This window comes from Paenarthrobacter sp. Z7-10 (assembly GCF_026932795.1).
Classification (GTDB): Bacteria; Actinomycetota; Actinomycetes; order Actinomycetales; family Micrococcaceae; genus Arthrobacter_M.
In genome coordinates, this window is the sequence record NZ_JADPVH010000036.1 from 1 (window position 1) to 20,620 (window position 20,620).

Consider the following 20,620-nt stretch of genomic DNA (forward strand, 5'->3'; position numbering starts at 1 on the left):
GTGACCTGACCGGGAAACCCGACCCTTGCGTAAAAGACGAACCCTTCCCCAAAAACGATGAACTACTTACTGCTGCTGATTCCATGGGTGCTGCAACTCCCGATTAGTCGGGGGTGTTGCAACGTTCGCTAGAACTCGCCCTGCCCATCGACCGGGCGCTGCAGTGGGCAAAGGGCGGGGATCAGGCCAATTCGCTCCGGATCGCGCTCAGGAAGGCGTCAATGTCCGCCTCGGTGGTGTCGAACGAGCACATCCAGCGCACTTCGCGGGCCGCTTCGTCCCAATCGTAGAACCGGAAGGACTCCCGAAGCCTGTCGGCTGATCCTTCCGGCAAAATGGCGAAGACTCCGTTGGATTGCGTCGGCTGGGTGCAGCTGACGCCGTCGATCCCTTCAACTCCAGCCCGCAGCCGTGCCGCCATCGCATTCGCATGGGAGGCGGAGCGCAGCCACAGATCGCCTTCCAGCAGGGCGATGAACTGAGCCGAAATGAAGCGCATCTTCGAGGCGAGCTGCATATTCATTTTGCGCAGGTACTTTAGGCCCGCTGTAGCCTCGGGATTCAGGGCGACGACGGCCTCGCCGTACATCAGGCCGTTTTTGGTTCCGCCGAAGGACAGTACGTCCACGCCCGCATCGGAGGTGAAGGCACGCAGCGGCTGGCCCAAGTGGGCGGCTGCGTTGGCCAGCCGGGCGCCATCCATGTGCAGCCTCATCCCCTTGGCATGGACGTGGTCGGCGATCGCGGCTACTTCCGCAGGGGTGTAGCACGTGCCAAGTTCTGTGGTCTGGGTAATCGAGACGGCCAGCGGCTGCGCCCGGTGCTCGTCGCCCCAGCCCCACGCCTCCTGGTCAATCAGCTCGGGAGTCAGTTTGCCGTCCGGCGCGGCAACGGCCAGCAGTTTCATCCCGCCAACGCGCTCCGGAGCGCCATTTTCATCCATATTGATGTGCGCCGTCCGGGCGCACACCACAGCACCCCAGCGGGGCAGCAGCGACTGCAGGCTCAGCACGTTTGCCCCGGTGCCGTTGAAAACGGGGAAGACATCCACCTCAGCGCCGAAATGGCCGGCCATCACTTCCTGCAGGCGGCTGGTGTAGACATCCTCCCCATAGGAAACTTGGTGGCCGTCGTTGGCCGCCGCCAGGGCAGCCAGTATCTCCGGGTGGACGCCGGAGTAGTTGTCCGAAGCGAAGCCGCGGACGGCTGGATCATGCAGCCGTCCGGAGGCATTGGTGTCCGCAGAGGACGCTGCGGGCGCAGGGGAGCTTTCCGTCAGGGTGTTTGCCGTGTTGGTCACTGGAGCGGGTTCGCCTTTTTCTAGAGGATGATGCGGCTGCCGTTGAGCTCGGCGGCCGGTCGTGCAAAGAGGCCTGCCACTTCTTCGGCCAGTCGTTTGACGTCCGTGAAGCCGGGGAAGTTGCGTTGAGGGGCTGCGGCGCGCATGCCGTCGTACACCAAAGCCTTGACTGCCAGTATGACGGCGGCTGCCCTGCTGCCGTCAACTGCAAAGCCGTCGGCTACGGCGAGGACCCACGCTTCCGCCGCGGCCTTGACGGCGGCATAGTTGGCGTTGCCCGCCGTCGGCCGGCTCACAGCGGTGCTGGAAACGATGGACAACCGGCCAGTGACGGAGGCTGCCAAGTCGGGGTAGAACGTCCGGCTGGTGTTGCGCAAGGTGGTGAGCACATTGCGCTGCAGGAAGTCCCAGTCCACATCCGACTGTCCGGCGATGCCGTCTCCGCCGCGCCACCCTCCCACCAGGTGCACCAGCCCGTCGACAAGTCCGAATTGGTCATGCACCTGATCAGCCAGGAGACTGACGCTGTCCGGATCGGCCAAGTCGCAGACCAAGCCTGTGGCTCCGGGGATGCCCGCTACGGCCGCTGCAATCCGACCGCCATCGGAGCCGACCGAGATCACCCGATGCCCAGCCTGGGTAAATGCGCGGGCCCCCGCAATGCCGGCCGCGCTGCTGCCACCGGCAATCAGGATGGTCAGCCCTTTGGTCGCGTCCGCGCTTTGGTCCCGGCGGGCTTCTTCAGTGGTCATTGGGGCTGCGGCGGACATCACTGGCCAGCCGGAGCAAGGTCTGGACTTTCGGCTGTGATGCCGGCGGTGGATTCGATCACCGGACGCATCTTCTTTTCCAGCGCCTCGAAGAACATGGAAAGCGGAAATTCGTCGTCCAGGACCTGGTCCGTCAGCCCGCGCGGAGCGCCGTCCACCGGCAGTGCGGCCGGGCCCTTGGCCCAAACGGAGGCCGGATGCGGGGTGACGGTGGCCGAGACCAACTTATAGGCGGCGAGCCAATGTGCCGTCTTGGGCCGGTCGATGGAACGCCAGTACAGCTCCTCGATTTCCTTGCCCAGGGCGATGACTACTTCGGGAACCTCGGCCCAGTCGATGGACAGCTTAGTGTCCGTCCAGTGCAGTACATGATGCTGGTGCATCCAGGCGAACAGGAGCTGGCCGCCCAGCCCGTCGTAGTTGCGGACCCTGGTGCCGGTGATGGCGAAGCGGAAAATCCGGTCGAAGATGACGGCGTACTGGACCAATTTGGCGTGCCTGCGCGCCTCGGGGGAGGCGTCGTCGTCGTGCTCCAGCTTGACAGACTCGCGGAAGGCGGTGAGATCGCAGCGCAGCTCCTCCAGGGAGTAAAGGAAAAACGGCATCCGCTGCTTGATCATAAACGGATCAAAAGGCAGGTCCCCACGCATGTGAGTGCGGTCGTGGATCAAGTCCCACATCACAAAGGTCTCCTGCGCCAGCTTCTGGTCGTCAAGCAGCTCCGCGGCGTCGGCAGGCAGTTCAAGGGACGTTATGGCTGCTGCGGACCGAAGCACGCGGCGGAAGCGCGCGGCCTCCCGGTCCGCGAAGATGGCGCCCCAAGTGAACGTCGGGGTCTCCCGGACGGCGACACTTTCCGGAAAGAGCACGGCGGCATTCGTGTCATACCCGGGCGTGAAGTCGAGAAACCGGATCGGAACAAAAAGCTTGTTGGAGTAATCGCCGGCCTCGAGTTCGGCAACGAACTCGGGCCAGACCACCTCGATCAGGACTGCCTCCACGAGGCGGTTGGTGCTCCCGTTCTGGGTGTACATCGGGAAAACCACCAGGTGCGTCAGCCCGTTGATCCGCTGTTTCTGCGGCTGGAAAGCCAGCAGCGAATCCAGGAAGTCGGGAACTCCCAGGCCTTCCCCGGACCAGCGTTCGAAGTCCTGCACCAGCAGCTGCAAATAATCTGCGTCATGTGGGAAATGGAGGGTCAAGGCTTGGATGGAGTTGGTGATGGTGGCGATGAGGGCGCCCGCAGCTTCATGGTCCGTCTGCTCCGGGACCGAACCGTCCTTGACTTGGAGGGCCTGCAGGGCGGTCGCGGCGGCCTTGAGCGCGCGCCATGGTTCGCTGGCCACCAGGTCTGCGGTGCTGGCGGGTCGGAAGGTGGAAAGCGTCTCGGTCACGGGAAAGACCTTTCTAGGGGACGGCAGGAAAGCTGCGCGAAGTGCGGAATGTCGATCACCGGTAGGCGTCTCCGGCTTTTCGAGCGTACCAATAGAACAGTAAAACTTACCTGCCATATTCCTAAGCGTCAGCAAATCTTAGTCTCGATGACAATGAAGAGCGGCGCTGCCTCAGCATCGTGATGGCTGGGCAGCACCGCCGTGTTGAGGGTGCAGCAATCTTCCGGTTCAGGGCGCCGTACTTGGGCGGCCGGAGGGGCTGGCGATCAGCCGACCGGGCATCTAGGAACGGCAGCGGGCGGGGATCAGCTGGCTGACACCACAACCACCGGGTGGGCGGGGATCAGCTGGCCGACACCAACTTCAGCGACACAGAGTTTATGCAGAATCGCTGGTCGGTGGGGTTGTCGTATCCCTCACCCTCGAAAACGTGCCCCAGGTGCGAGTCGCAATTGCCGCAGCGCACCTCCACCCGGTCCATGCCCATGGTGCGATCGTGGATGTATTTCACGTTCCCGCCCGCCAGCGGCGCCCAGAACGAGGGCCACCCGCAATGCGAGTCGAATTTCTCTTTGCTGGTGAAGAGCTCAGTTCCGCACGCGCGGCACTGGTAGACACCCTCTGCGTGGCTGTCCCAGTACTCGCCCGTATAGGGGCGCTCGGTTCCGGACTGCCGCAGCACCTGGTATTCGGCAGGGGTGAGTTCGTCGCGCCACTGCTCGTCGGTCTTGACCACCGAAGCTGCGCTGGCCTGATTCACTTCTTCACGTTGTTGATGGCTCATATCGGCATAACGTCCGGACGCGGCCAATAAATCCCGGCTGCTACGAATCGCCAATAAATCCCGAGCCGGAGTACAAATGCAGCACCGGAAGGCCGAGCTTGCCCTGCGCCTGGTTGGCCCAGTCCTGGTGGAAGGTATCCGCCAGCACGTGGGGACGGGTGACCACAACGGCTTGGCGGACGTCGCGCGCCTGTACCTCGGCCACCAAGGCGTTTACCGCGCTGCCATCCACCACTTTGCCGGACGCTCTTGCGCCGGCCCGCTGCAGAACGGCAAGGGATGCCTCCAGGGTGGCGGTGGCACCGGCGCGCGCCGTTGCCGCATTGGGTGCCTTTTCCCGCAGTCCGCGCAGCGCCCCCGGCAGGTCCAACAGGGTGAGCTGGTCGACGACGTCCACCAACAGATTGCGCTTGGTATCGGCCGCGACAATCACCACCAGCTCCACGTCCTCTCCAGCGTCGTAGAGCTGGGCGACATTGGCGGCGTCAATGTCGCCCAAGGGTTCCTCGGTCAGGATGATGATTGCGTCAGTCATGGCATAAGCCTATGCGGTGCGATGGGCCAAAGTGTCTGTGTTCTGAATGTGCCTCGTTCCGGTGCTTTGTGTCCAGGGCGCCCATAGCGCTCGCACTAAGGTGCCTTGGCGTGGACCCTGCTGGGTGCCCTGGCGTGGACCCTGCCGGGGCCCCGTGCACGGTGGGCCCCGATTGCGTGTGCCAAGGGTGGTCGGAGGGCTTTTCCGCGTCCAACACGGTGCGCCGCTCGACGTGGTCCACAGCAATGGGAACAATGGGACCATGGTCAGCACCGCACGCCCCCACCGGATGCCCGCTTCGTCAGAGAGGCTTATTCCGGTGCGCCGCGGCGTTGGTGGGATTCCGCGGCAGGCTGGCTCCTGGGCCAAATGGACCGCGCTGGGCGTTGTGCTCGGAGCCGGTGCCGCTTCCGTTGCACTCACCGCGACGTCGGCACTCGCCGCGCATTTTGCCCGCCGCGTGGTCACGCCGGCTCGGGTTCGGGAGCAGGATCTCGCGATTCTCGCGGTGGTTCGGCACGGACACGAGCTTCGCGTTATTCTGCCCGCGAATGAGGACACCACGGTGGAAGGAACCTACAGTCTGTTTTTTGATGGTGGCGCCGGCCATGCGGTGATAGGCGCCATCCGCTCCTATGTGCCGCGTGAAGGCACCGTCATGCGCGATGTGGAGAAGGTGCTGGCGGGTGATCTGGCGTCCGCCAAGCGTGGCTGGTGGAGCGGGGCCGTTTTCGATACCCCTGCCGAGCTGGGCCTGGCCTGCGAAGATGTCAGCATTCATCTCCCCGATGGTCCAGCGCCGGCCTGGCTGATCCGCGCGGAGCCGGCACTTGGCACTTGGGCCATTCTGGTGCACGGCCGCGGCGCCACCCGCAATGAGGGACTTCGGGCGGTTCGGACGGCCCGCGAGCTGGGTCTGAACAGTCTGGTGATGTCTTATCGGAACGACGGCGATGCTCCCGCCGCCGGTGACGGCCGCTACGGCCTCGGTGTGACGGAGTGGGCGGACGTGGAGGCCGCCATCGAATTTGCCCTTGAGTATGGTGCCAAGGATGTTGTGCTGTTCGGCTATTCGATGGGCGGGGCAATTTCGCTGCAGACGGCCGATCGAAGCTCGCACCGCAACCGGATCCTGGCGCTGGTGCTGGATGCTCCAGTAATTAACTGGGTCGATGTACTGGCCCACCATGCGGAGCTGAACAAGATTCCCGCGGCCGTGGGCAAGTACGGCCAGCTCATGCTCAGCCACCCGTTGGGGCGTCGCATCACCGGACTTGCCGCCGCCGTCGACCTGAAGAGCATGGACTGGGTGAGCCGGGCGGTGGAACTGCGCACGCCCACCTTGATCATCCACAGCGTCGATGACGAATTTGTGCCCTACGGCCCATCGGCCGAACTCGCCGAACGAAACCCGGAAATGGTGACCTTCGAACCCTTCAGCCGTGCCCGCCACACCAAGGAATGGAACGTGGATCCGGAGCGCTGGGACGCGGTGGTGAAGCAGTGGCTGGGGCCGCGGCTGGGCAGTTACGAACTGCCCCGCGATGCCGTGCTGCCTGACTAGACGCAGTCGATTCAGCGACCGTCATGCAAGCGCTGAGGTGCGGCGCCGGCGGGTGGCCTCATCATGCAGTCAGCGGCAGTGCAGTGCCGGGCGGCCTCAGTGCGAGACGGCGGCAACCTTGCGCTTGATCCGGCCCAGCATGGCGCTCATGCCGCGCATCCGCAGTGGCGTGATGGCGCGGGTGAGCCCCAGCAGATCGGGCATTTCGTCCGGCACCGCCAAAATCTCTGCTGCGCTGAGTCCGTCCAGCCCTTCGTGCAGCACGCCGGCGAACCCCCGCGTTGTCGGAGCCTCAGCGGGGGCCCGGAAATACAGCCGGACCACCTCGCCGCCTTCACTTTCTTCGGTTTCAACTGTCAGAAACAGCGGCGTCTGGCATTCAACCACCTGTTCCAACAGCTCAGGATGATCCTGCAGGCGCTCCGGCAAGGCCGGTAGTTCCCGGGAAAATTCCAGCAGCAACTGCAGGCGGTCCGGCTCGGTCAGCGCCTGAAAGTCGTCAACGATCTCCGCCAGCGCGGCGGGCAAGGCATATGTAGTCATCCAATCCAGCCTACTGCTGATTTGTTGCGCCGTTTAGTTCCGCGCACTGCCTGCCTCCGTCGTCGTCCTATGAGGCCGAAGCAACTTCGCCGCGTTCGGTGCCTTTGGCGATGGGTACCCGTACCGCGTTGCCCCACTCGGTCCAGGAGCCGTCATAGTTGCGCACGGAATCGAAGCCCAACAGGTACTTCAGCGCGAACCAAGTGTGGCTGGACCGCTCGCCGATGCGGCAGTACGCCACAACGTCGTCCCCGGGCTTTAGTCCGGCTTCGCCCAGATACAGCGCCTCGAGCTCCTCCCGGCTGCGATAGGTTCCGTCTTCGGCTGCGGCGCGGCCCCACGGAATGGATGCCGCCGTCGGGATGTGCCCGCCGCGCATGGCGCCCTCCTGCGGATAGGCCGGCATGTGCGTGCGCTGCCCGGTGTACTCCTCGGGAGAGCGGACATCGATCAGAGGCTTGCCCAAATGCGCCAGGACGTCGTCCTTGAAGGCCCGGATCGGAGCATCATTACGCTCGGCAACCGGGTAATCGGCCGGAACAGTGCTGGAGGTTTCGGTGCTGATCTCCCGGCCCTCGGCAATCCACTTGTCCCGTCCGCCGTCGAGCAGCCGGACATCCTCGTGGCCAAAAAGCGTGAAAACCCACAGCGCGTAGGCCGCCCACCAATTCGACTTGTCGCCATAGATGATGACGGTGGAATCGCGGGAGATTCCTTTCGACGACGCCAGTCGGGCAAAGGCGTCGCCATCAACGTAGTCGCGGGTCACCTCGTCGTTCAGGTCGGTGTGCCAGTCCACCTTGACGGCGCCTGGAATGTGGCCGGTCTCATAGAGCAGCACGTCTTCGTCCGACTCGACCACGACCAGGGATCCTGAGGTGGAGGGGCCACTGTCTCCCGCCAATGCGTCGGCCAGCCACTGGGTGGAAACCAGCCGCTCCGGATGTGCGTAGGCGGCGAACTTCTCATTGGTCTCTGCAGCAACGTCCATGATGCCCCTTCTCGTTCCGTAAGCGTGTTCCGTCAAGTCCATCCCTTTCAGCCTAACCATCCGGGCCGGGCAAAGCTTCCCGGGGTGTTAACTTGGGGAAACATCCAAGCCGGGTGGGCCTTCTTCAGGTGCTAATCCGGCGGTGGCCTGTGGTTCGCCGTGCCGCAGCCAGCCCGGAGATGGCGGTATTCTGGATGTGCGCCACCGGCGCCTTCCTCCTCACGTCGGAAAACGATCGGAACCCTTCTTTGCTACAGCTTGAGCAGCTCGCCGCCCGGACGCCCGCAGTAACGGTGGATGAACTGCTGAAGGGTTTTTACCCATCGCCGCGGTTCGGCTCTGTCTCCTTTGCCAGTTATCGACCTGATCCAGCGCAGCCGTCGCAGGCCGCGGCGGTCAGGGCGCTGGAACATTTCTCCGAATCCATTCGCACCCCGGAACCCACCGGGCTGCGGAAATTCTTTGGAGCCAAGAAGCCGCCCAGCCGTGCCGGGTTCTACCTGGACGGCGGTTTTGGCGTCGGAAAGACGCACCTGCTGGCCTCGCTTTGGCACGCGGCGCCCGGGCCCAAGGCCTTCGGAACCTTTGTGGAGTACACGAACCTGGTGGGCGCTCTTTCATTCCGTAAAACGGTTGAGGCTCTGAGCGCCTACAAGCTGGTCTGTATTGATGAGTTTGAACTTGACGATCCGGGCGACACCGTTCTGATGTCCCGGCTGATGCGCGAACTGGCCGACGCCGGGGTCAAACTGGCCGCCACGTCCAATACGTTGCCCGGGTCCCTGGGGGAGGGCCGGTTCGCGGCTGTGGACTTTCAGCGCGAGATCCAGGTGCTGGCGGACCAGTTCGAGGTGGTCCGCATTGACGGCGATGATTACCGCCACCGCGGACTGCCCACCCCGCCGTCGCCGCTGGCCAACAGTGACCTCGACAGGGCCATGAAGAAGGAATTTGGCTCCTCCGGTGATTCCGGCGACAAGACGGTCGCCGTGGATGACTTCGGCACCCTGATTGACCATCTGGCCGGCGTGCATCCAAGCCGGTACCGGCAGCTGATAAAGGGGATCGACGGCGTGGTGTGGCGCAACGTGCACACCATAACGGAACAGTCGGTGGCCCTTCGCTTCGTGGTCCTGGCCGACCGGCTGTATGACTCGGATATTCCGATCCTGGCCAGCGGGGTGCCATTTGACGCTCTGTTCACCCCGGAAATGATGGCCGGCGGATACCTGAAGAAGTACTACCGGGCAGTTTCCAGGCTCACCGCGCTGGTGCGTGAGGGGCAGAACCACGAACCGAGCTGACCGATCTGGTTCAGGAGCAGCGGGCTGTCCCAGCTGCCAAGGAGCTAAGGCGTCAAGGAGGCAAGGAGGTAGGCTGCCAAGGCGCCGAAGGGGCTCAGCTGGGTTCGGGTTCTCTTGGGATTCTGGGGACCAGCAGCCAGCGCACCACGAGGCCTGCCAGCAACGCCCAGAAGGCGGCTCCGATGCCACCAAAGCTCAGCCCGGAAGCCGCCACCAGGAAGGTGATGGCCGCGCCAATGCGTTCCTGCGGCTGCTCCAGAGCCGCAGAGATGGCGGCGGCCAAGGTTGACAGCAACGCCAGTCCGGCCACCGCTTCCACCAGGCCGGATGGAGCGGCGGCGACGACGGTTACCAGTGCCGCGGAGGCAGCAGCCAGAACCAGGTAGGCCCAGCCCGAGCTGAAGGCGGCGATCCACCGCCGGTGCCGGTTCTGTCCGGCTTCGTCGCCGGCCGCCAGCGCAGCGCTGAGTGCGGCCAGGTTAATCGCGTGACCGCCGAACCCTGCTCCGGCCACGGTCCCGACGCCGGTGACCAGCATGGAAGCCCGCCACGGGGTGGTAAATCCAAAGGACTTCAGCACCGCCACTCCCGGAACGTTCTGCGAGGCCATGGTGACAATGAACAACGGCACGGCGATGCCGGCCATGGCCTGCCAGCTGAAGGCTGGGGTAGTCCACTGCAGGTGGGGAACAAGGGATCCGGTCGGCACGCTTGTCCCGGTCAGCACCAGATAGGTACCAATCACCAGGAGCGCAACGCCCAGCGCAACGGGTACCGCCCAGCGCGATGCCAGTTTCATCATCAGCAGCCAGGACAGCAGGACCGGTGCCACCAGCAGGGGCGTCGACCCCAAGGCTCGAAATGGGGCCAGGCACAGCGAAAGCAGGACGCCGGCGAGCATGGCCTGCGCCAACGCCACCGGTATCCGGCCGAGCAGCGAGCCTAGGGCGGGGATCAATCCGGTCAGGATTATCAGCACCCCCACCGCCAGGAACGCGCCGACGGCCGCCGGCCAGCCGCCGTCGACCGCCCCGGTGCTGACCAGCAGCGCCGCGCCCGGTGTGGACCAGGCCAATGTGACAGGAAGCTTGGTCCGCCAGGAAATCAGCAGCACGCCGATGCTGAAGGTCACCGTGAGCGCCAGCAGACCGGAGGCAGCCTGTCCATCCGTGGCACCGACCGCGCGCAAGCCGGCCAGGACCACGGCGAAGGAGGAGGTGAAGCCCACCAGAGCCGTCACAATCCCGGCCACTATTGGGCGGGAAATGCCCTCCGGCTCTGTCTCCGCAGCAGCGTCGTCCAAGTCAGTATCAACGGGTGCGGCCCGGCTGTTCGGCGGGGTGGCTTCGGCGGGCACACAGACTCCAAAGGGGTAACGGAGGGAAGGTCTCTATCTCAAGGCTAAACTGCCGGTCACCCAGGGTTGCAGCCGCACGGACGGAGGAGCTGGAAGGGCGTTTAAACGTCAAAGGCGCTGGTACTGCCTCGCGGCAGGACCAGCGCCCCTTTGACTCAAATCCAGGGCAAGGGAGCGGCTAAGCCTGCTCGTCCACGGACCTTTCCCCAGTGGCGTTACGGGTGCCACTGTGGTGGTCAACGAAGTTTCCGGCAGCGTTCTGAACGCTCTCGATCCGGTCCTTGAACTTGTCACCGGTCTTGCTGTCGATGAAATCGCCAGCCTTGCCGATGCCATTCTTCAGGGCCGCTTCGTTGTGGGTGATCAGATCCGTGGCCTTGCCCTTGATGTCGTCAAATATAGACACGGGCACCTCCCTTCCCTCTGGGGAGCCATCTCGCTCCGCTGGAGAAAAGCCTAATCGCATCGGCGGGGCATTCCAAGCGTTTTTCCAAGGGCTTAAACCGGCAGTTCCGTTGTGGTACTCCGGGTGGGGGAAGGCGGACGACGACGGCGGTGCGGGAGACCGGCGGTGGGGACGGAAGACGACGGCGGCAGGACGGTGAAGCGGACGGCGGCGGTGGTGGCAGGACGGTGAAGCGGACGGCGGCGGTGGTGGCAGGGCGGTGGGGCGGACGGCGGCGGTGGGGGCGGGGCGGCTCAGTCGCCGGCTGCCTCAGTGTCGCCGTAGCGTCCGTGCAGGAGCCCGGTTGGGAAGCCAACTAAGACCGGTTCCGGCGCAGCGCAGCACGCGGACTCTTCCTCTGTTCCGGCAGCCGGGGCGCCGCAGCTGGGGCCGGTGTCAGTGGAGCAAACTCCTGTTTCGGGCAGTTCGAGCTGCACCCGGTCCGCGGCCTCCTGGTTACCGGCCAGAGCTGCGGCGATGGACCGGACCTGTTCGTAGCCGGTTGCCAACAGGAAGGTCGGGGCCCGGCCGTAGGACCTCATACCCACGATGTAGAAGTCTTTCTCCGGGTGCGCCAACAGCTTGGCCCCGTGCGCCGGAACGGTGCCGCAGGAGTGGAATTCCGGGTCAATCAGCGGTGCCAATTGCCTGGGCGCCTCTAGCCCGGGGTCCAACTCCAGCCGGATTTCCCTGACAATGTCCAGGTCCGGACGGAATCCGGTGGCGGGGATCAGGACATCCACGCTCAGGACACGCTCCCCGGCAGGGGTGCTGCCCTGAACAGCCAGCCCGGAACTGTCTGCGACCAAGCCGGTGATGCTGAAGGCGGTGTGCAGGTCAACAATGCCGGTTTCAACAAGTTTGCGCAGCCTGGTCCCCAGCATTCCCCTGGCCGGCAGTCCGTCGAGGTCTCCGCCGCCATAGAGCCGGGTAACGGCTGGCCCGCGGACGGCCCAGCTGATCCGGGTTCCCTGTTCCGCACGGGCCAGTTCACCCAGGGCGAGCAGGATGTTGGCGGCGGAGTGGCCGGCACCGACCACCAGGACGTGCCTGCCGGCGAAAGTCCCGCGGTCAACTCCAAGAACGTCGGGCAGGGGCGCGGTGATGCGGGTGCCGGCCTCGCGCTCGCCGACGGCGGTCAGCCCGGCCTGACCGAGTGGGTTGGGAGTGTTCCAGGTGCCGGAGGCGTCGATGACGGCCCGTGCCAGGATGTCGGTCAGCGTGCCGTCTGTGTTCCGGGTCCGGACCAGGAATGGCGTCTCATCGCGCCGCTTGGAATGTGTTTTGTCCATGCCCTGACGGGTGACGGCGACGACGGTGGTCCCGGTCCGAATGAGCGGTGCCAGCTGGGCAGTGGCGGCCAGCGGTTCCAGGTAACCGGTGACGAGCTCGGTCCCGGTGGGCAAAGCTGTCAGGCGCGGCGGCACCCATCCAGTGGGTTCGAGCAGGCGCACCGCCGCGGCGTCGAGGTTGTACCGCCACGGGGAGAACAGTCGGGTGTGGCCCCAGGCCTGCACCGCCATCCCGGGTCCGCTGCCGGCCTCCAGGACAAGGGGCGTCAGTCCGTTTTCGAGCAGGTGGGCAGCCGCGGCCAATCCGACGGGTCCGGCACCGACGACGACGACGGGGAGCTCAGTAAGTGCCGGCATGATCTGCTTTCCGTTCTGATCCAGAAATCCGCTGTCCCTTGAGAAAGGGTTGGGTTGGGCATTCGGTTTCCACCCCGACCATCTCCTTCCGTCTGCCATCGTGGACTTAGGCGAAGGTGGCAGGGAGGAGTTCGGAGACCAGCGTCTCAATCCGGGATTTGATATCGTTCCGGATCGGCCGGACGGCGTCCACGCCTTGGCCTGCCGGGTCCTCAAACGCCCAGTCCTCGTAGCGTTTGCCGGGGAAGATTGGGCAGGTATCCCCGCAGCCCATGGTGATGACGACGTCGGACTCCTTCACCGCTTCGATGGTGAGGACCTTGGGAATTTCGGCGGACATGTCGATCCCCTCCTCGGCCATGGCCTGCACCGCGGCCGGATTGACCCGATCGGCCGGTTCGGAGCCGGCGGAGCGGACCTCGATCGCGTCCTTGGACAGCGAAGTGAGATAGGCGGCGGCCATCTGCGAACGCCCGGCGTTGTGGACGCAGACGAACAGGACGGAAGGCCGCTTCACGGTTTCGGTGGTGCTCATTGCTGCTTGCTCCTCGAGTCAGGAATTGGTCGCTGGTTAGTGAGTAAAGTAGCGTCCGCGGGCCCAGAGCGCGGCGTAGACGAGAGCAACCAGGGCCGGGACCTCGATCAAGGGTCCGACGACGCCGGCCAGCGCCTGCCCGGATGTCACACCGAAGGTGCCGATAGCCACCGCGATGGCGAGTTCAAAGTTGTTCCCCGCCGCGGTGAACGCCAAGGTCGTGGTTTTCGCATACCCCAGACTCAGGAACCGGCCAACCACCATGCCGGCGCCGAAAACGACAATAAAGTACACCAGCAGCGGCACCGCGATGCGGATCACGTCCAGCGGCCGTGAGGTAATGGTCCGGCCCTGCAAGGCAAACAGGACGACGATGGTGAACAGCAGTCCGTACAGCGCCCACGGGCCCAGCCTGGGAAGGAATGTTCCCTCGTACCAGGCGCGTCCCCGCGCTTTTTCGCCGACGGTGCGGGTGAGAAAGCCAGCCAGCAGCGGGATGCCCAGGAAAATCAGTACCGACGCCGTGACGGCCCAGAATGAAAAGCCGGCGCTCGTCGTCGGCAGCCCCAGCCAGCCGGGCAGAACCTGGAGGTAGAACCAGCCCATGGCGCCGAAGGCGAGGACCTGGAACACTGAGTTGATGGCGACCAGCACGGCGGCGGCTTCGCGGTCCCCGCAGGCCAGGTCGTTCCAAATCAGCACCATGGCGATGCACCGGGCTAACCCGACAATGATCAGTCCGGTGCGGTAGTCCGGCAGGTCGGGGATGAAAATCCAGGCGAGGGCGAACATGAACGCGGGTGCCAGGACCCAGTTCAGCACCAGGGATGTGACCAGCAGCTTCCGGTCCCCGGTCACCCGGCGGGTTTCGTTGTAGCGGACCTTGGCCAACACCGGGTACATCATCACCAGCAAACCGACCGCGATCGGCAGCGAGACCGAGCCCACCTTCACCGCATCCAAGGCGGTGTTCAGCCCCGGGATGAATCTGCCCAGCAGCAGGCCAGCGGCCATCGCGGCAATGATCCAGACCGGCAGGAAACGATCAAGGGTGGAAAGGCGCCCGGCGACAGCGGCTTGGCCGGCAGCTTGGGGTACTTCTATGCTCACGATTCTCCTGAGCCCAGGACGGGCTGGATTGACGAATTTCGATATCTAAGTATCTTCGGGTATATCGATGGATGTCAATCTTGATGCATAATGGACCTATGAGCGTTGTGCAGTCCCTTGAACCGCCCGTCGTCGACGTCTGTTGCACCCCGTCCGGTACCGACGTCCTCGACGCGGCCGAGGCACAAAAACGGGCTCTGGTGTTTAAGGCCATGGGTGACCCCAACCGGCTCCGGCTGCTGTCCATCGTCCGGGCCAGCGCTGGCGGCGAAGCCTGCGTCTGCGACTTGACTGAGCCCCTGGACCTGGGGCAACCCACCGTTTCCCACCACCTGAAAATCCTGGTCGACGCCGGCCTGCTGGACCGCGATAAACGTGGAACCTGGGCGTACTACTCGCTCGTGCCCGGAGCCCTGGACCGGGCTGCGGCCCTGCTGACCGCACCGTGACTGCGGCGGCAGCGGACGTCGTCGTCCGGAACCTGGTGGAGGCGCACTGGCCGGAGGTGGAGCGGATTTACCGCCAGGGCATCATCACCGGTAACGCCACCTTTGAAACATCGCCGCCCACCTGGCACCAGTTCAACGCCTCGCGCCTCCCGGGGCACCGTCTGGCGGCCATTGACGCTGCGGGTCAGGTAGTTGGCTGGGCAGCGGTCACCCGGGTCTCCACCCGCACTGTCTATGCCGGCGTCGTCGAGCATTCCATCTACGTTGACGAAGGATCCCGCGGCCACGGCGTCGGCAAGCTCCTGCTGAAGGCACTCGCTCGATCAACGGAGGAGGCCGGGATTTGGACCATCCAGTCGGGCATCTTCCCCGAAAACACGGCCAGCATCGGTCTGCACCTGGGACAGGGATTCCGGGTCATCGGTACCCGCGAACGGATCGCCCGCACGAACCTCGGCCCCTATGCAGGATTATGGCGGGACACTGTTCTGATGGAACGCCGCAGCACTTTAATAGGCGCCGGAAACTTAGCAGGCGCCGGGCCACACTTCGTGGATTCGATTCAGCGGGACGTCCATAGAACCGCTGCGCGATGAGCGGCCTGCAGTTGACCAGCACCCTGACCTGCCCGGACTGCGGGAATCGGGAACTGCGGGACATGCCGGAAGACGCGTGCGTGTATTTCTACCGTTGTGAAGCGTGCGGTGGCACCAGCAAACCGTTGCCGGGGGACTGCTGCGTCTTTTGCTCCTATGGCGACGCCGCATGTCCGCCGCTGCAAACACCCATGTGAAACAATGTGCGTATGGATGCAGATAACGCGGTATGTGGGCGGGAACCGGACGGTCAATATGTGGAACTGGCTGTGGAAATCTTCAGCATGCTCGCCGACGCAACCCGGGTACGCATAATTCTCGCTTTGAAGGACGGTGAACAGCCGGTCAGCGCCCTGGCCGAGTCCATCGGGAAATCCCCCGCGGCAGTGTCTCAGCATTTGGCGAAAATGCGGCTCGGACGTCTGGTGACGACGCGGCAAGAAGGCACCCGGGTCTTCTACCGGCTGGAGAACGAGCATGCCCGCCAGCTGGTCACGGACGCCATCTTCCAGGCCGAACACTCCCTCGGTGGCATTCCCCGCCACCACCACGCCGAAAGCACGGGCAAAGCATGAACAGCGACGGGAATCACCGCCACGGAAGCGTGAACATCCACGAAAACGACGACGATTACGACGACGGCGCCGATCAGGTGGGGGCCGACCGCCTCAGCAGCGGCCACGGTCACGACGACGGCCATGGCCGCAGCCACGACGACGGCGACGGACATGATCATGGCCACTCCCATGAGCATGGCCGCTCCCATGAGCATGGCCATGACGACGGCCATGGCCACTTCCATGAACACCCTTCGGGGATTAGGGGTTTCTTTTACGGCTTGTTCGTTCCGCACAGCCACGACGCCGCCGATTCCATCGATGACGCGCTTGAAGCCAGCGAACAGGGTGTCCGGGCGGTCAAAATCAGCCTCTTCCTGCTGCTGGGCACCACCATTGTGCAATTCATCGTGGTGCTCTTCAGTGGCTCAGTGGCGTTGCTGGCCGACACCATCCACAACTTTTCCGACGCGCTGACCGCGGTTCCGCTTTGGATCGCGTTCATTCTCTCCCGCCGGGCCGCGACCCGGCGCTACACCTATGGCTACGGCCGGGCCGAAGACCTCGCGGGACTGTTCATCGTCGCCGTCGTCGCGCTCTCCGCAATCATTGCCGGCTGGCAGTCCGTCGATCGACTTCTCCACCCCCAGCCCCTGCACAGCCTGTTGTGGGTAGCCGTGGCCGGTCTGGTTGGCTTCGCCGGCAACGAAGGCGTAGCCATCTACAGGATCCGCATCGGCCGGAAGATAGGGTCTGCAGCTTTGGTCGCCGACGGCGTGCACGCGCGTATCGATGGCTTCACCTCCCTGGCCGTGGTCCTGGGCGTCATTGGGGTATGGCTCGGCTTCCCGCTGGCCGACCCGCTTGTCGGACTCCTCATCGCTGTCGCGATCGTCATTCTGCTGTGGGGAACTGTCCGCAGCATCGGTCGGCGGCTGATGGACGGCATCGAACCTGAAATCCTGGACCGCGCCCAAACGGAGCTAAGCCAAACACCGGGCGTGCTGGCCGTCCCCTCCGTGCAACTGCGCTGGATCGGTCACCGTCTCCAGGGGACCGCCACAATCCGGCTCGCGGATACGTCGATCTCCGCCGGCGAGGCGACCGTTGAGCTGGCCCGACACCGCCTCAAGCAGGCCCTGCCCAATTTAGACGACATGTCCATCAGCGCCACTGCCGCCTCCGCAGGGCAGGTTGCAGAAGATCGCATATCGGAGCTTCCCACGCAGGGATGACCGGTCATCTTTGCTGCAGGCTGCCATCCGGCGGGCGCATCGCTTTGGGCGCCCAGCGCGGTTATGGCAGCGGAGCGATCGCTGCAGATAGGACGTTGGATGCAGGAAAGGCACTTTTCCTTTCGGAAAAGTGCCTTTGGCCTGTCGTTTACTGGTGGGCGATACTGGGTTCGAACCAGTGACCTCTTCGGTGTGAACGAAGCGCGCTACCACTGCGCCAATCGCCCGCTTGGATGCTGCCGCAATTTCGCGACCGCACCGTGCGTTGCTTGAAAATCGTAGCCGATTCCGAGCCCTGTTCATAATCTGCCGCTGACCGACGCCCGGCCGCGGCTGCAGGAGTCCACCCCGCAAAGCAAGGATTTGGCGAATCCCCAATCCTTGGGTAAAGTTTTTTATCGCAGGAACACGACGAAAACTTCCCCGAAAGGAGGAGTTGGAATCAGGATATGAAGTTTAAAATCCCGTTCCTTCTGCGGATGTGGCTCAGTGGTAGAGCATCACCTTGCCAAGGTGAGGGTCGCGAGTTCGAATCTCGTCATCCGCTCGCAGGAAACTGTCGAACGTTTTCCGGATAGTACCGACTTGTCGGTACAGTCGGTCAGTGGACACGGTGGGGTGGCCGAGAGGCGAGGCAGCGGCCTGCAAAGCCGCGTACACGGGTTCGAATCCCGTTCCCACCTCATCTGTGCGACGGTACTTGTTTTGCCAGATTATGGTGCTGATTTGGGCGATTGGCGCAGCGGTAGCGCGCTTCCCTGACACGGAAGAGGTCACTGGTTCGATCCCAGTATCGCCCACCACGAAAAAAGGCAGCTTCCCTGCGGAAGCTGCCTTTTTGTTGCCGCAACGGACCCAGTCGAAGCCGACAGGCACGCCCAGCGACTGCTACACCTCGACCCGACGCAAGGCGAAGCCGGCCGTCAGGGCCGCCCAGCGCCTGCTACACCTCGATCCCGCCGCGCCGCAGCAGTTTCCCCGTTGGGGTCCGGCCATCGACCGGAGCGCCGCGGAGATACGTTTTGCGCACCACGCCCAAGAGCGACTTGCCGTCATAGGGTGTGATCGGGTTCTTGTGCTTGAGTTTGGTCACGTCGACGACGTAAGCGTCGTCGGCGGCGAAGATGGCAAAGTCGGCGTCGAAGCCCAGGGCGAGCTGGCCCTTGCGGGGGAGCTGGACCAGTTCCGCCGGGCGGGTGGACATCCAGGAGATGACCTGTTCGAGGGCGATTCCTCGCTGTCGGGCTTCGGTCCAGATCAGGGACAGTCCCAGCTGCAGCGAGGAAACGCCGCCCCAGGCGACCGCGAAATCACCGTTTTCCAGGTCCTTCAGATCCAGCGTGCTGGGGGAGTGGTCGGAAACGATGCAGTCGATGGTGCCGTCCTGCAGGCCCTGCCAGAGCATCTCCCGGTTGGCGGCTTCCCGGATGGGCGGGCAGCACTTGTACGCGGTAGCGCCGTTGGGGATCTCTTCCGCCATCAGGGTCAGGTAATGCGGGCAGGTTTCCACCGTGAGCCGCACGCCATCGCGTTTGGCGCTGGCGATCATGGGCAGCGCGTCCGACGACGACAGGTGCAGGATGTGGGCGCGGGCGCCGGTCCGGCGCGCGCGTTCGATGACATCGGCGATGGCAACGTTTTCGGCGCCGCGGGGGCGGGACGCGAGGAACCGGTCATAGTGGTCTCCGCCGGCCGACGGAGCGCGGTCGATGGTCCGGGAATCTTCCGCGTGGACAATCATCAAAGAGTCGAAGGACTTCAGCTCCGCCATATCCTCCTCCATCTCATCGGCTTCCAGCTGCGGGAATTCGTCCACGCCCGAGTGCAGCAGGAAGCACTTGAAGCCGAAGACGCCGTCGTCGTGCAGCGGACGGAGGTCATCCTTGTTTCCCGGAATGGCGCCACCCCAGAAGCCGACGTCCACGAAGGCCTGGTCTTCGGCGACGCTGCGCTTGAGCTTAAGGGCGTCCACGGTGGTGGTGGGCGGGATGGAGTTCAGGGGCATATCGATCAGGGTTGTCACGCCGCCGGCCGCCGCGGCCCGGGTTGCGGAGGCAAAGCCCTCCCAATCGGTGCGTCCGGGTTCATTGATGTGCACGTGGGTGTCCACCAGCCCGGGGATCAGCGTTTCCTCGTCGGCCAGCTCAAGCACGTCGGTGCCGGTGAGGCCGCTGCCCAGTGGCTCAATGGCGGCTATGACGCCGTGGCGCACGCCCACTTCGCCGGCCACGATACCCGCGTTGGTGAGAATCCGCCGGCCGCGAATGACCAGGTCGAAGGTCGGGTCGGTGACTTCAGGCATGTGCTGCTCCCTGGCTTGGTTGGTGGTTTCCATATCGTGTCATTGAGTGTGGGAGAGCACATTCGTCAAGTTCGGTGCCCATTTTTGCTCCGAGCTGGACCAGCAGGTTGCCGGCGTCGGCCATGCAGGAGGAAATGTCTGGTTCCAGTTGGGTCAAAGTGTATGTTCGGGCGAAGCCGGCGTGGAGCAGGCTGCCCGGATCGAGGGTAGTGCGGCCGCAGACTGCGATCACCGGAACGCCGGCGCGTGCTGCGGCGCGGGCCACTCCCATCGGGGTCTTTCCGCCCAGGCTCTGCTCGTCCAGGCTGCCTTCGCCGGTGATCACCAGGTCCGCGCCGCGGATCCGGTCTTCCAGCGCGGTGAAGCCGAGTACGACGTCGATCCCGGGACGGCGGAGCGCGTTCAGGACCGCAAGGGCCGCGTACCCGACGCCGCCTGCGGCGCCGGCTCCGGCGGCGTTCTCGGCTTCGACGGCGGCACTGCCAAGCTCATTGGCCAGGATCCGGAAGAAGCATTCCAGCCCATGTTCCAGTGCGCGCACGTCGTCAGGGGAGGCGCCTTTTTGCGGGCCGAAAATTTCCGCGGCGCCGTTGGGCCCCAACAGTGGGTTGTCCACATCGCTGGCCAGGATGAAGCGTGCTGTGGTCAGCCGCGGGTCGAGCCGGGCGAAATCCACCGTCTCGATCCGGGCCAGCGCGCCCCCGCCGCCGGGCAATTCCCGGCCGACGCCGTCGAGCATCCTTGCGCCGAGGCCAGCCAGCAGCCCAGCGCCGCCATCGGTGCATGCGCTGCCGCCGACGCCGAGCACGATGTCCGTGCAGCCGGCGTCCAATGCGGCTCGGATCAGCTCACCTGTTCCGCGGCTGGTGGCGCCGAGCGCGTCCGCGCGGCCACCGGGAAGCACGGCCAATCCGGAGGCGGTGGCCATCTCGATCACCGCTTCGGTGCCGCGTACGGCGAAGTCGGCGGCGAGCGGGCGGCCGGTAGGGCCGGTGGCGGTCACCGTTTTGCGGGTGTAGCCAGAGCCGACGGCGGCGTCGAGGGTTCCTTCGCCGCCGTCGGCCACCGGAATGCGCTCCACCTCAAGGCCGCACAGCACGGACCGGAGCCCGATCTCCAGGTGGGCGGCCACGTCCGGAGCCGACAGCGAGCCCTTGAATTTGTCCGGAGCTATGATGATGCGCATCGTGGTCTGACCCG

The 20,620-nt window shown here is 64.6% G+C and carries 21 protein-coding genes and 4 tRNA genes; 10 read left to right on the forward strand and 15 right to left on the reverse strand.

The features are described from left to right. Positions 1-181: 181 nt before the first annotated feature. The 5 genes from IV498_RS11785 to IV498_RS11805 form a co-directional block, all read right to left on the reverse strand. Positions 182-1,279 carry a threonine aldolase family protein gene (locus IV498_RS11785; protein ID WP_269046883.1) on the reverse strand — a complete coding sequence of 366 codons (1,098 nt, stop codon included), beginning with the start codon at positions 1,277-1,279 and terminating at the stop codon, positions 182-184. A 41-nt stretch (positions 1,280-1,320) separates the two neighbouring features. Next, positions 1,321-2,052, reverse strand: coding sequence for an SDR family NAD(P)-dependent oxidoreductase (locus tag IV498_RS11790; RefSeq protein WP_269046833.1), 732 nt, complete (start codon positions 2,050-2,052; stop codon positions 1,321-1,323). Positions 2,053-2,069: 17 nt separating this feature from the next. Further along, on the reverse strand, positions 2,070-3,464 hold the full coding sequence (locus IV498_RS11795; protein WP_442951343.1) for a DUF6421 family protein: 1,395 nt from the start codon (positions 3,462-3,464) through the stop codon (positions 2,070-2,072). A gap of 343 nt (positions 3,465-3,807) precedes the next feature. Then, the gene (gene msrB, locus IV498_RS11800) at positions 3,808-4,248 is read right to left on the reverse strand and encodes a peptide-methionine (R)-S-oxide reductase MsrB (RefSeq protein ID WP_269046835.1); all 441 of its coding nucleotides are present in this window, start codon (positions 4,246-4,248) and stop codon (positions 3,808-3,810) included. A gap of 40 nt (positions 4,249-4,288) precedes the next feature. Beyond that, a complete protein-coding gene (locus IV498_RS11805; protein WP_269046837.1) occupies positions 4,289-4,783 on the reverse strand; it encodes a hypothetical protein in 495 nt (164 codons plus the stop codon). A 262-nt stretch (positions 4,784-5,045) separates the two neighbouring features. On the opposite strand from IV498_RS11805, the gene IV498_RS11810 reads away from it, so the two are divergent. Next, positions 5,046-6,347 (forward strand): alpha/beta hydrolase, encoded by a 1,302-nt coding sequence (locus IV498_RS11810; RefSeq protein WP_269046839.1) that lies wholly within the window; start codon positions 5,046-5,048, stop codon positions 6,345-6,347. Positions 6,348-6,443: 96 nt separating this feature from the next. Here the strand turns inward: IV498_RS11810 and IV498_RS11815 are convergent, their stop codons facing one another. Both IV498_RS11815 and IV498_RS11820 read right to left on the reverse strand, forming a co-directional pair. After that, positions 6,444-6,890 (reverse strand): SufE family protein, encoded by a 447-nt coding sequence (locus IV498_RS11815; RefSeq protein ID WP_269046841.1) that lies wholly within the window; start codon positions 6,888-6,890, stop codon positions 6,444-6,446. Positions 6,891-6,957: 67 nt separating this feature from the next. Further along, positions 6,958-7,881: a sulfurtransferase gene (locus tag IV498_RS11820; protein WP_269046843.1), complete on the reverse strand. Its 924-nt coding sequence runs from the start codon at positions 7,879-7,881 to the stop codon at positions 6,958-6,960. 248 nt (positions 7,882-8,129) lie between these two features. Here IV498_RS11820 and zapE point away from each other — a divergent pair, with 248 nt between their 5' ends. Then, a complete protein-coding gene (gene zapE / locus IV498_RS11825) occupies positions 8,130-9,185 on the forward strand; it encodes a cell division protein ZapE (protein ID WP_269046845.1) in 1,056 nt (351 codons plus the stop codon). A 94-nt stretch (positions 9,186-9,279) separates the two neighbouring features. On the opposite strand, the gene IV498_RS11830 is transcribed toward zapE, so the two are convergent. The 5 genes from IV498_RS11830 to arsB form a co-directional block, all read right to left on the reverse strand. Next, complete coding sequence (locus IV498_RS11830; protein WP_269046887.1) at positions 9,280-10,488, reverse strand: benzoate/H(+) symporter BenE family transporter; 1,209 nt, start codon at positions 10,486-10,488, stop codon at positions 9,280-9,282. Between the two features lie 232 nt (positions 10,489-10,720). Then, positions 10,721-10,948 (reverse strand): antitoxin, encoded by a 228-nt coding sequence (locus tag IV498_RS11835; RefSeq protein WP_269046847.1) that lies wholly within the window; start codon positions 10,946-10,948, stop codon positions 10,721-10,723. Between the two features lie 293 nt (positions 10,949-11,241). Beyond that, positions 11,242-12,636, reverse strand: a complete 1,395-nt coding sequence (locus IV498_RS11840) for an FAD-dependent oxidoreductase (protein WP_269046849.1) — start codon at positions 12,634-12,636, stop codon at positions 11,242-11,244. Positions 12,637-12,742: 106 nt separating this feature from the next. Next, positions 12,743-13,171 (reverse strand): arsenate reductase ArsC, encoded by a 429-nt coding sequence (locus IV498_RS11845; RefSeq protein ID WP_269046851.1) that lies wholly within the window; start codon positions 13,169-13,171, stop codon positions 12,743-12,745. A gap of 36 nt (positions 13,172-13,207) precedes the next feature. Further along, positions 13,208-14,275 (reverse strand): ACR3 family arsenite efflux transporter, encoded by a 1,068-nt coding sequence (gene arsB / locus IV498_RS11850; protein WP_269046889.1) that lies wholly within the window; start codon positions 14,273-14,275, stop codon positions 13,208-13,210. Positions 14,276-14,379: 104 nt separating this feature from the next. On the opposite strand from arsB, the gene IV498_RS11855 reads away from it, so the two are divergent. Genes IV498_RS11855 through IV498_RS11870 form a run of 5 tightly spaced genes read left to right on the forward strand, consistent with a single transcriptional unit; the run spans position 14,380 to position 17,118 of the window. Then, on the forward strand, positions 14,380-14,730 hold the full coding sequence (locus IV498_RS11855) for an ArsR/SmtB family transcription factor (RefSeq protein WP_269046853.1): 351 nt from the start codon (positions 14,380-14,382) through the stop codon (positions 14,728-14,730). After that, on the forward strand, positions 14,727-15,326 hold the full coding sequence (locus tag IV498_RS11860) for a GNAT family N-acetyltransferase (protein ID WP_269046855.1): 600 nt from the start codon (positions 14,727-14,729) through the stop codon (positions 15,324-15,326). Before IV498_RS11855 ends, IV498_RS11860 begins: the two co-directional genes overlap by 4 nt. Then, a complete protein-coding gene (locus IV498_RS18925; RefSeq protein WP_330059540.1) occupies positions 15,323-15,523 on the forward strand; it encodes a GDCCVxC domain-containing (seleno)protein in 201 nt (66 codons plus the stop codon). Before IV498_RS11860 ends, IV498_RS18925 begins: the two co-directional genes overlap by 4 nt. Positions 15,524-15,535: 12 nt before the next feature. Next, positions 15,536-15,901: an ArsR/SmtB family transcription factor gene (locus IV498_RS11865; RefSeq protein WP_269046856.1), complete on the forward strand. Its 366-nt coding sequence runs from the start codon at positions 15,536-15,538 to the stop codon at positions 15,899-15,901. A gap of 29 nt (positions 15,902-15,930) precedes the next feature. Next, a complete protein-coding gene (locus IV498_RS11870) occupies positions 15,931-17,118 on the forward strand; it encodes a cation diffusion facilitator family transporter (protein WP_442951344.1) in 1,188 nt (395 codons plus the stop codon). Positions 17,119-17,270: 152 nt separating this feature from the next. On the opposite strand, the gene IV498_RS11875 is transcribed toward IV498_RS11870, so the two are convergent. Further along, positions 17,271-17,345: transfer RNA gene (locus tag IV498_RS11875), tRNA-Val, on the reverse strand. Positions 17,346-17,593: 248 nt separating this feature from the next. On the opposite strand from IV498_RS11875, the gene IV498_RS11880 reads away from it, so the two are divergent. From IV498_RS11880 to IV498_RS11890, 3 genes are all read left to right on the forward strand, one after another. After that, positions 17,594-17,665, forward strand: a tRNA-Gly gene (locus tag IV498_RS11880). A 65-nt stretch (positions 17,666-17,730) separates the two neighbouring features. Continuing rightward, positions 17,731-17,801: transfer RNA gene (locus IV498_RS11885), tRNA-Cys, on the forward strand. A 45-nt stretch (positions 17,802-17,846) separates the two neighbouring features. Beyond that, positions 17,847-17,921: transfer RNA gene (locus tag IV498_RS11890), tRNA-Val, on the forward strand. A gap of 140 nt (positions 17,922-18,061) precedes the next feature. Here the strand turns inward: IV498_RS11890 and allB are convergent. After that, a complete protein-coding gene (gene allB, locus IV498_RS11895; RefSeq protein ID WP_269046858.1) occupies positions 18,062-19,420 on the reverse strand; it encodes an allantoinase AllB in 1,359 nt (452 codons plus the stop codon). Beyond that, positions 19,413-20,606: a glycerate kinase gene (locus tag IV498_RS11900; protein ID WP_269046860.1), complete on the reverse strand. Its 1,194-nt coding sequence runs from the start codon at positions 20,604-20,606 to the stop codon at positions 19,413-19,415. Before IV498_RS11900 ends, allB begins: the two co-directional genes overlap by 8 nt. Positions 20,607-20,620: the final 14 nt, after the last annotated feature.

Bases quoted from the DNA above. Each gene is read 5' to 3' on its own strand.
- IV498_RS11805 (WP_269046837.1), bottom strand. From the start codon at position 4,783: ATGACTGACGCAATCATCATCCTGACCGAGGAACCCTTGGGCGACATT.
- IV498_RS11845 (WP_269046851.1), bottom strand. From the start codon at position 13,171: ATGAGCACCACCGAAACCGTGAAGCGGCCTTCCGTCCTGTTCGTCTGC.
- IV498_RS11865 (WP_269046856.1), top strand. From the start codon at position 15,536: ATGGATGCAGATAACGCGGTATGTGGGCGGGAACCGGACGGTCAATAT.
- allB (WP_269046858.1), bottom strand. From the start codon at position 19,420: ATGCCTGAAGTCACCGACCCGACCTTCGACCTGGTCATTCGCGGCCGG.
- IV498_RS11790 (WP_269046833.1), bottom strand. From the start codon at position 2,052: ATGACCACTGAAGAAGCCCGCCGGGACCAAAGCGCGGACGCGACCAAA.
- IV498_RS18925 (WP_330059540.1), top strand. From the start codon at position 15,323: ATGAGCGGCCTGCAGTTGACCAGCACCCTGACCTGCCCGGACTGCGGG.
- msrB (WP_269046835.1), bottom strand. From the start codon at position 4,248: ATGAGCCATCAACAACGTGAAGAAGTGAATCAGGCCAGCGCAGCTTCG.
- IV498_RS11855 (WP_269046853.1), top strand. From the start codon at position 14,380: ATGAGCGTTGTGCAGTCCCTTGAACCGCCCGTCGTCGACGTCTGTTGC.
- IV498_RS11840 (WP_269046849.1), bottom strand. From the start codon at position 12,636: ATGCCGGCACTTACTGAGCTCCCCGTCGTCGTCGTCGGTGCCGGACCC.
- IV498_RS11820 (WP_269046843.1), bottom strand. From the start codon at position 7,881: ATGGACGTTGCTGCAGAGACCAATGAGAAGTTCGCCGCCTACGCACAT.
- IV498_RS11810 (WP_269046839.1), top strand. From the start codon at position 5,046: ATGGTCAGCACCGCACGCCCCCACCGGATGCCCGCTTCGTCAGAGAGG.
- IV498_RS11900 (WP_269046860.1), bottom strand. From the start codon at position 20,606: ATGCGCATCATCATAGCTCCGGACAAATTCAAGGGCTCGCTGTCGGCT.
- IV498_RS11815 (WP_269046841.1), bottom strand. From the start codon at position 6,890: ATGACTACATATGCCTTGCCCGCCGCGCTGGCGGAGATCGTTGACGAC.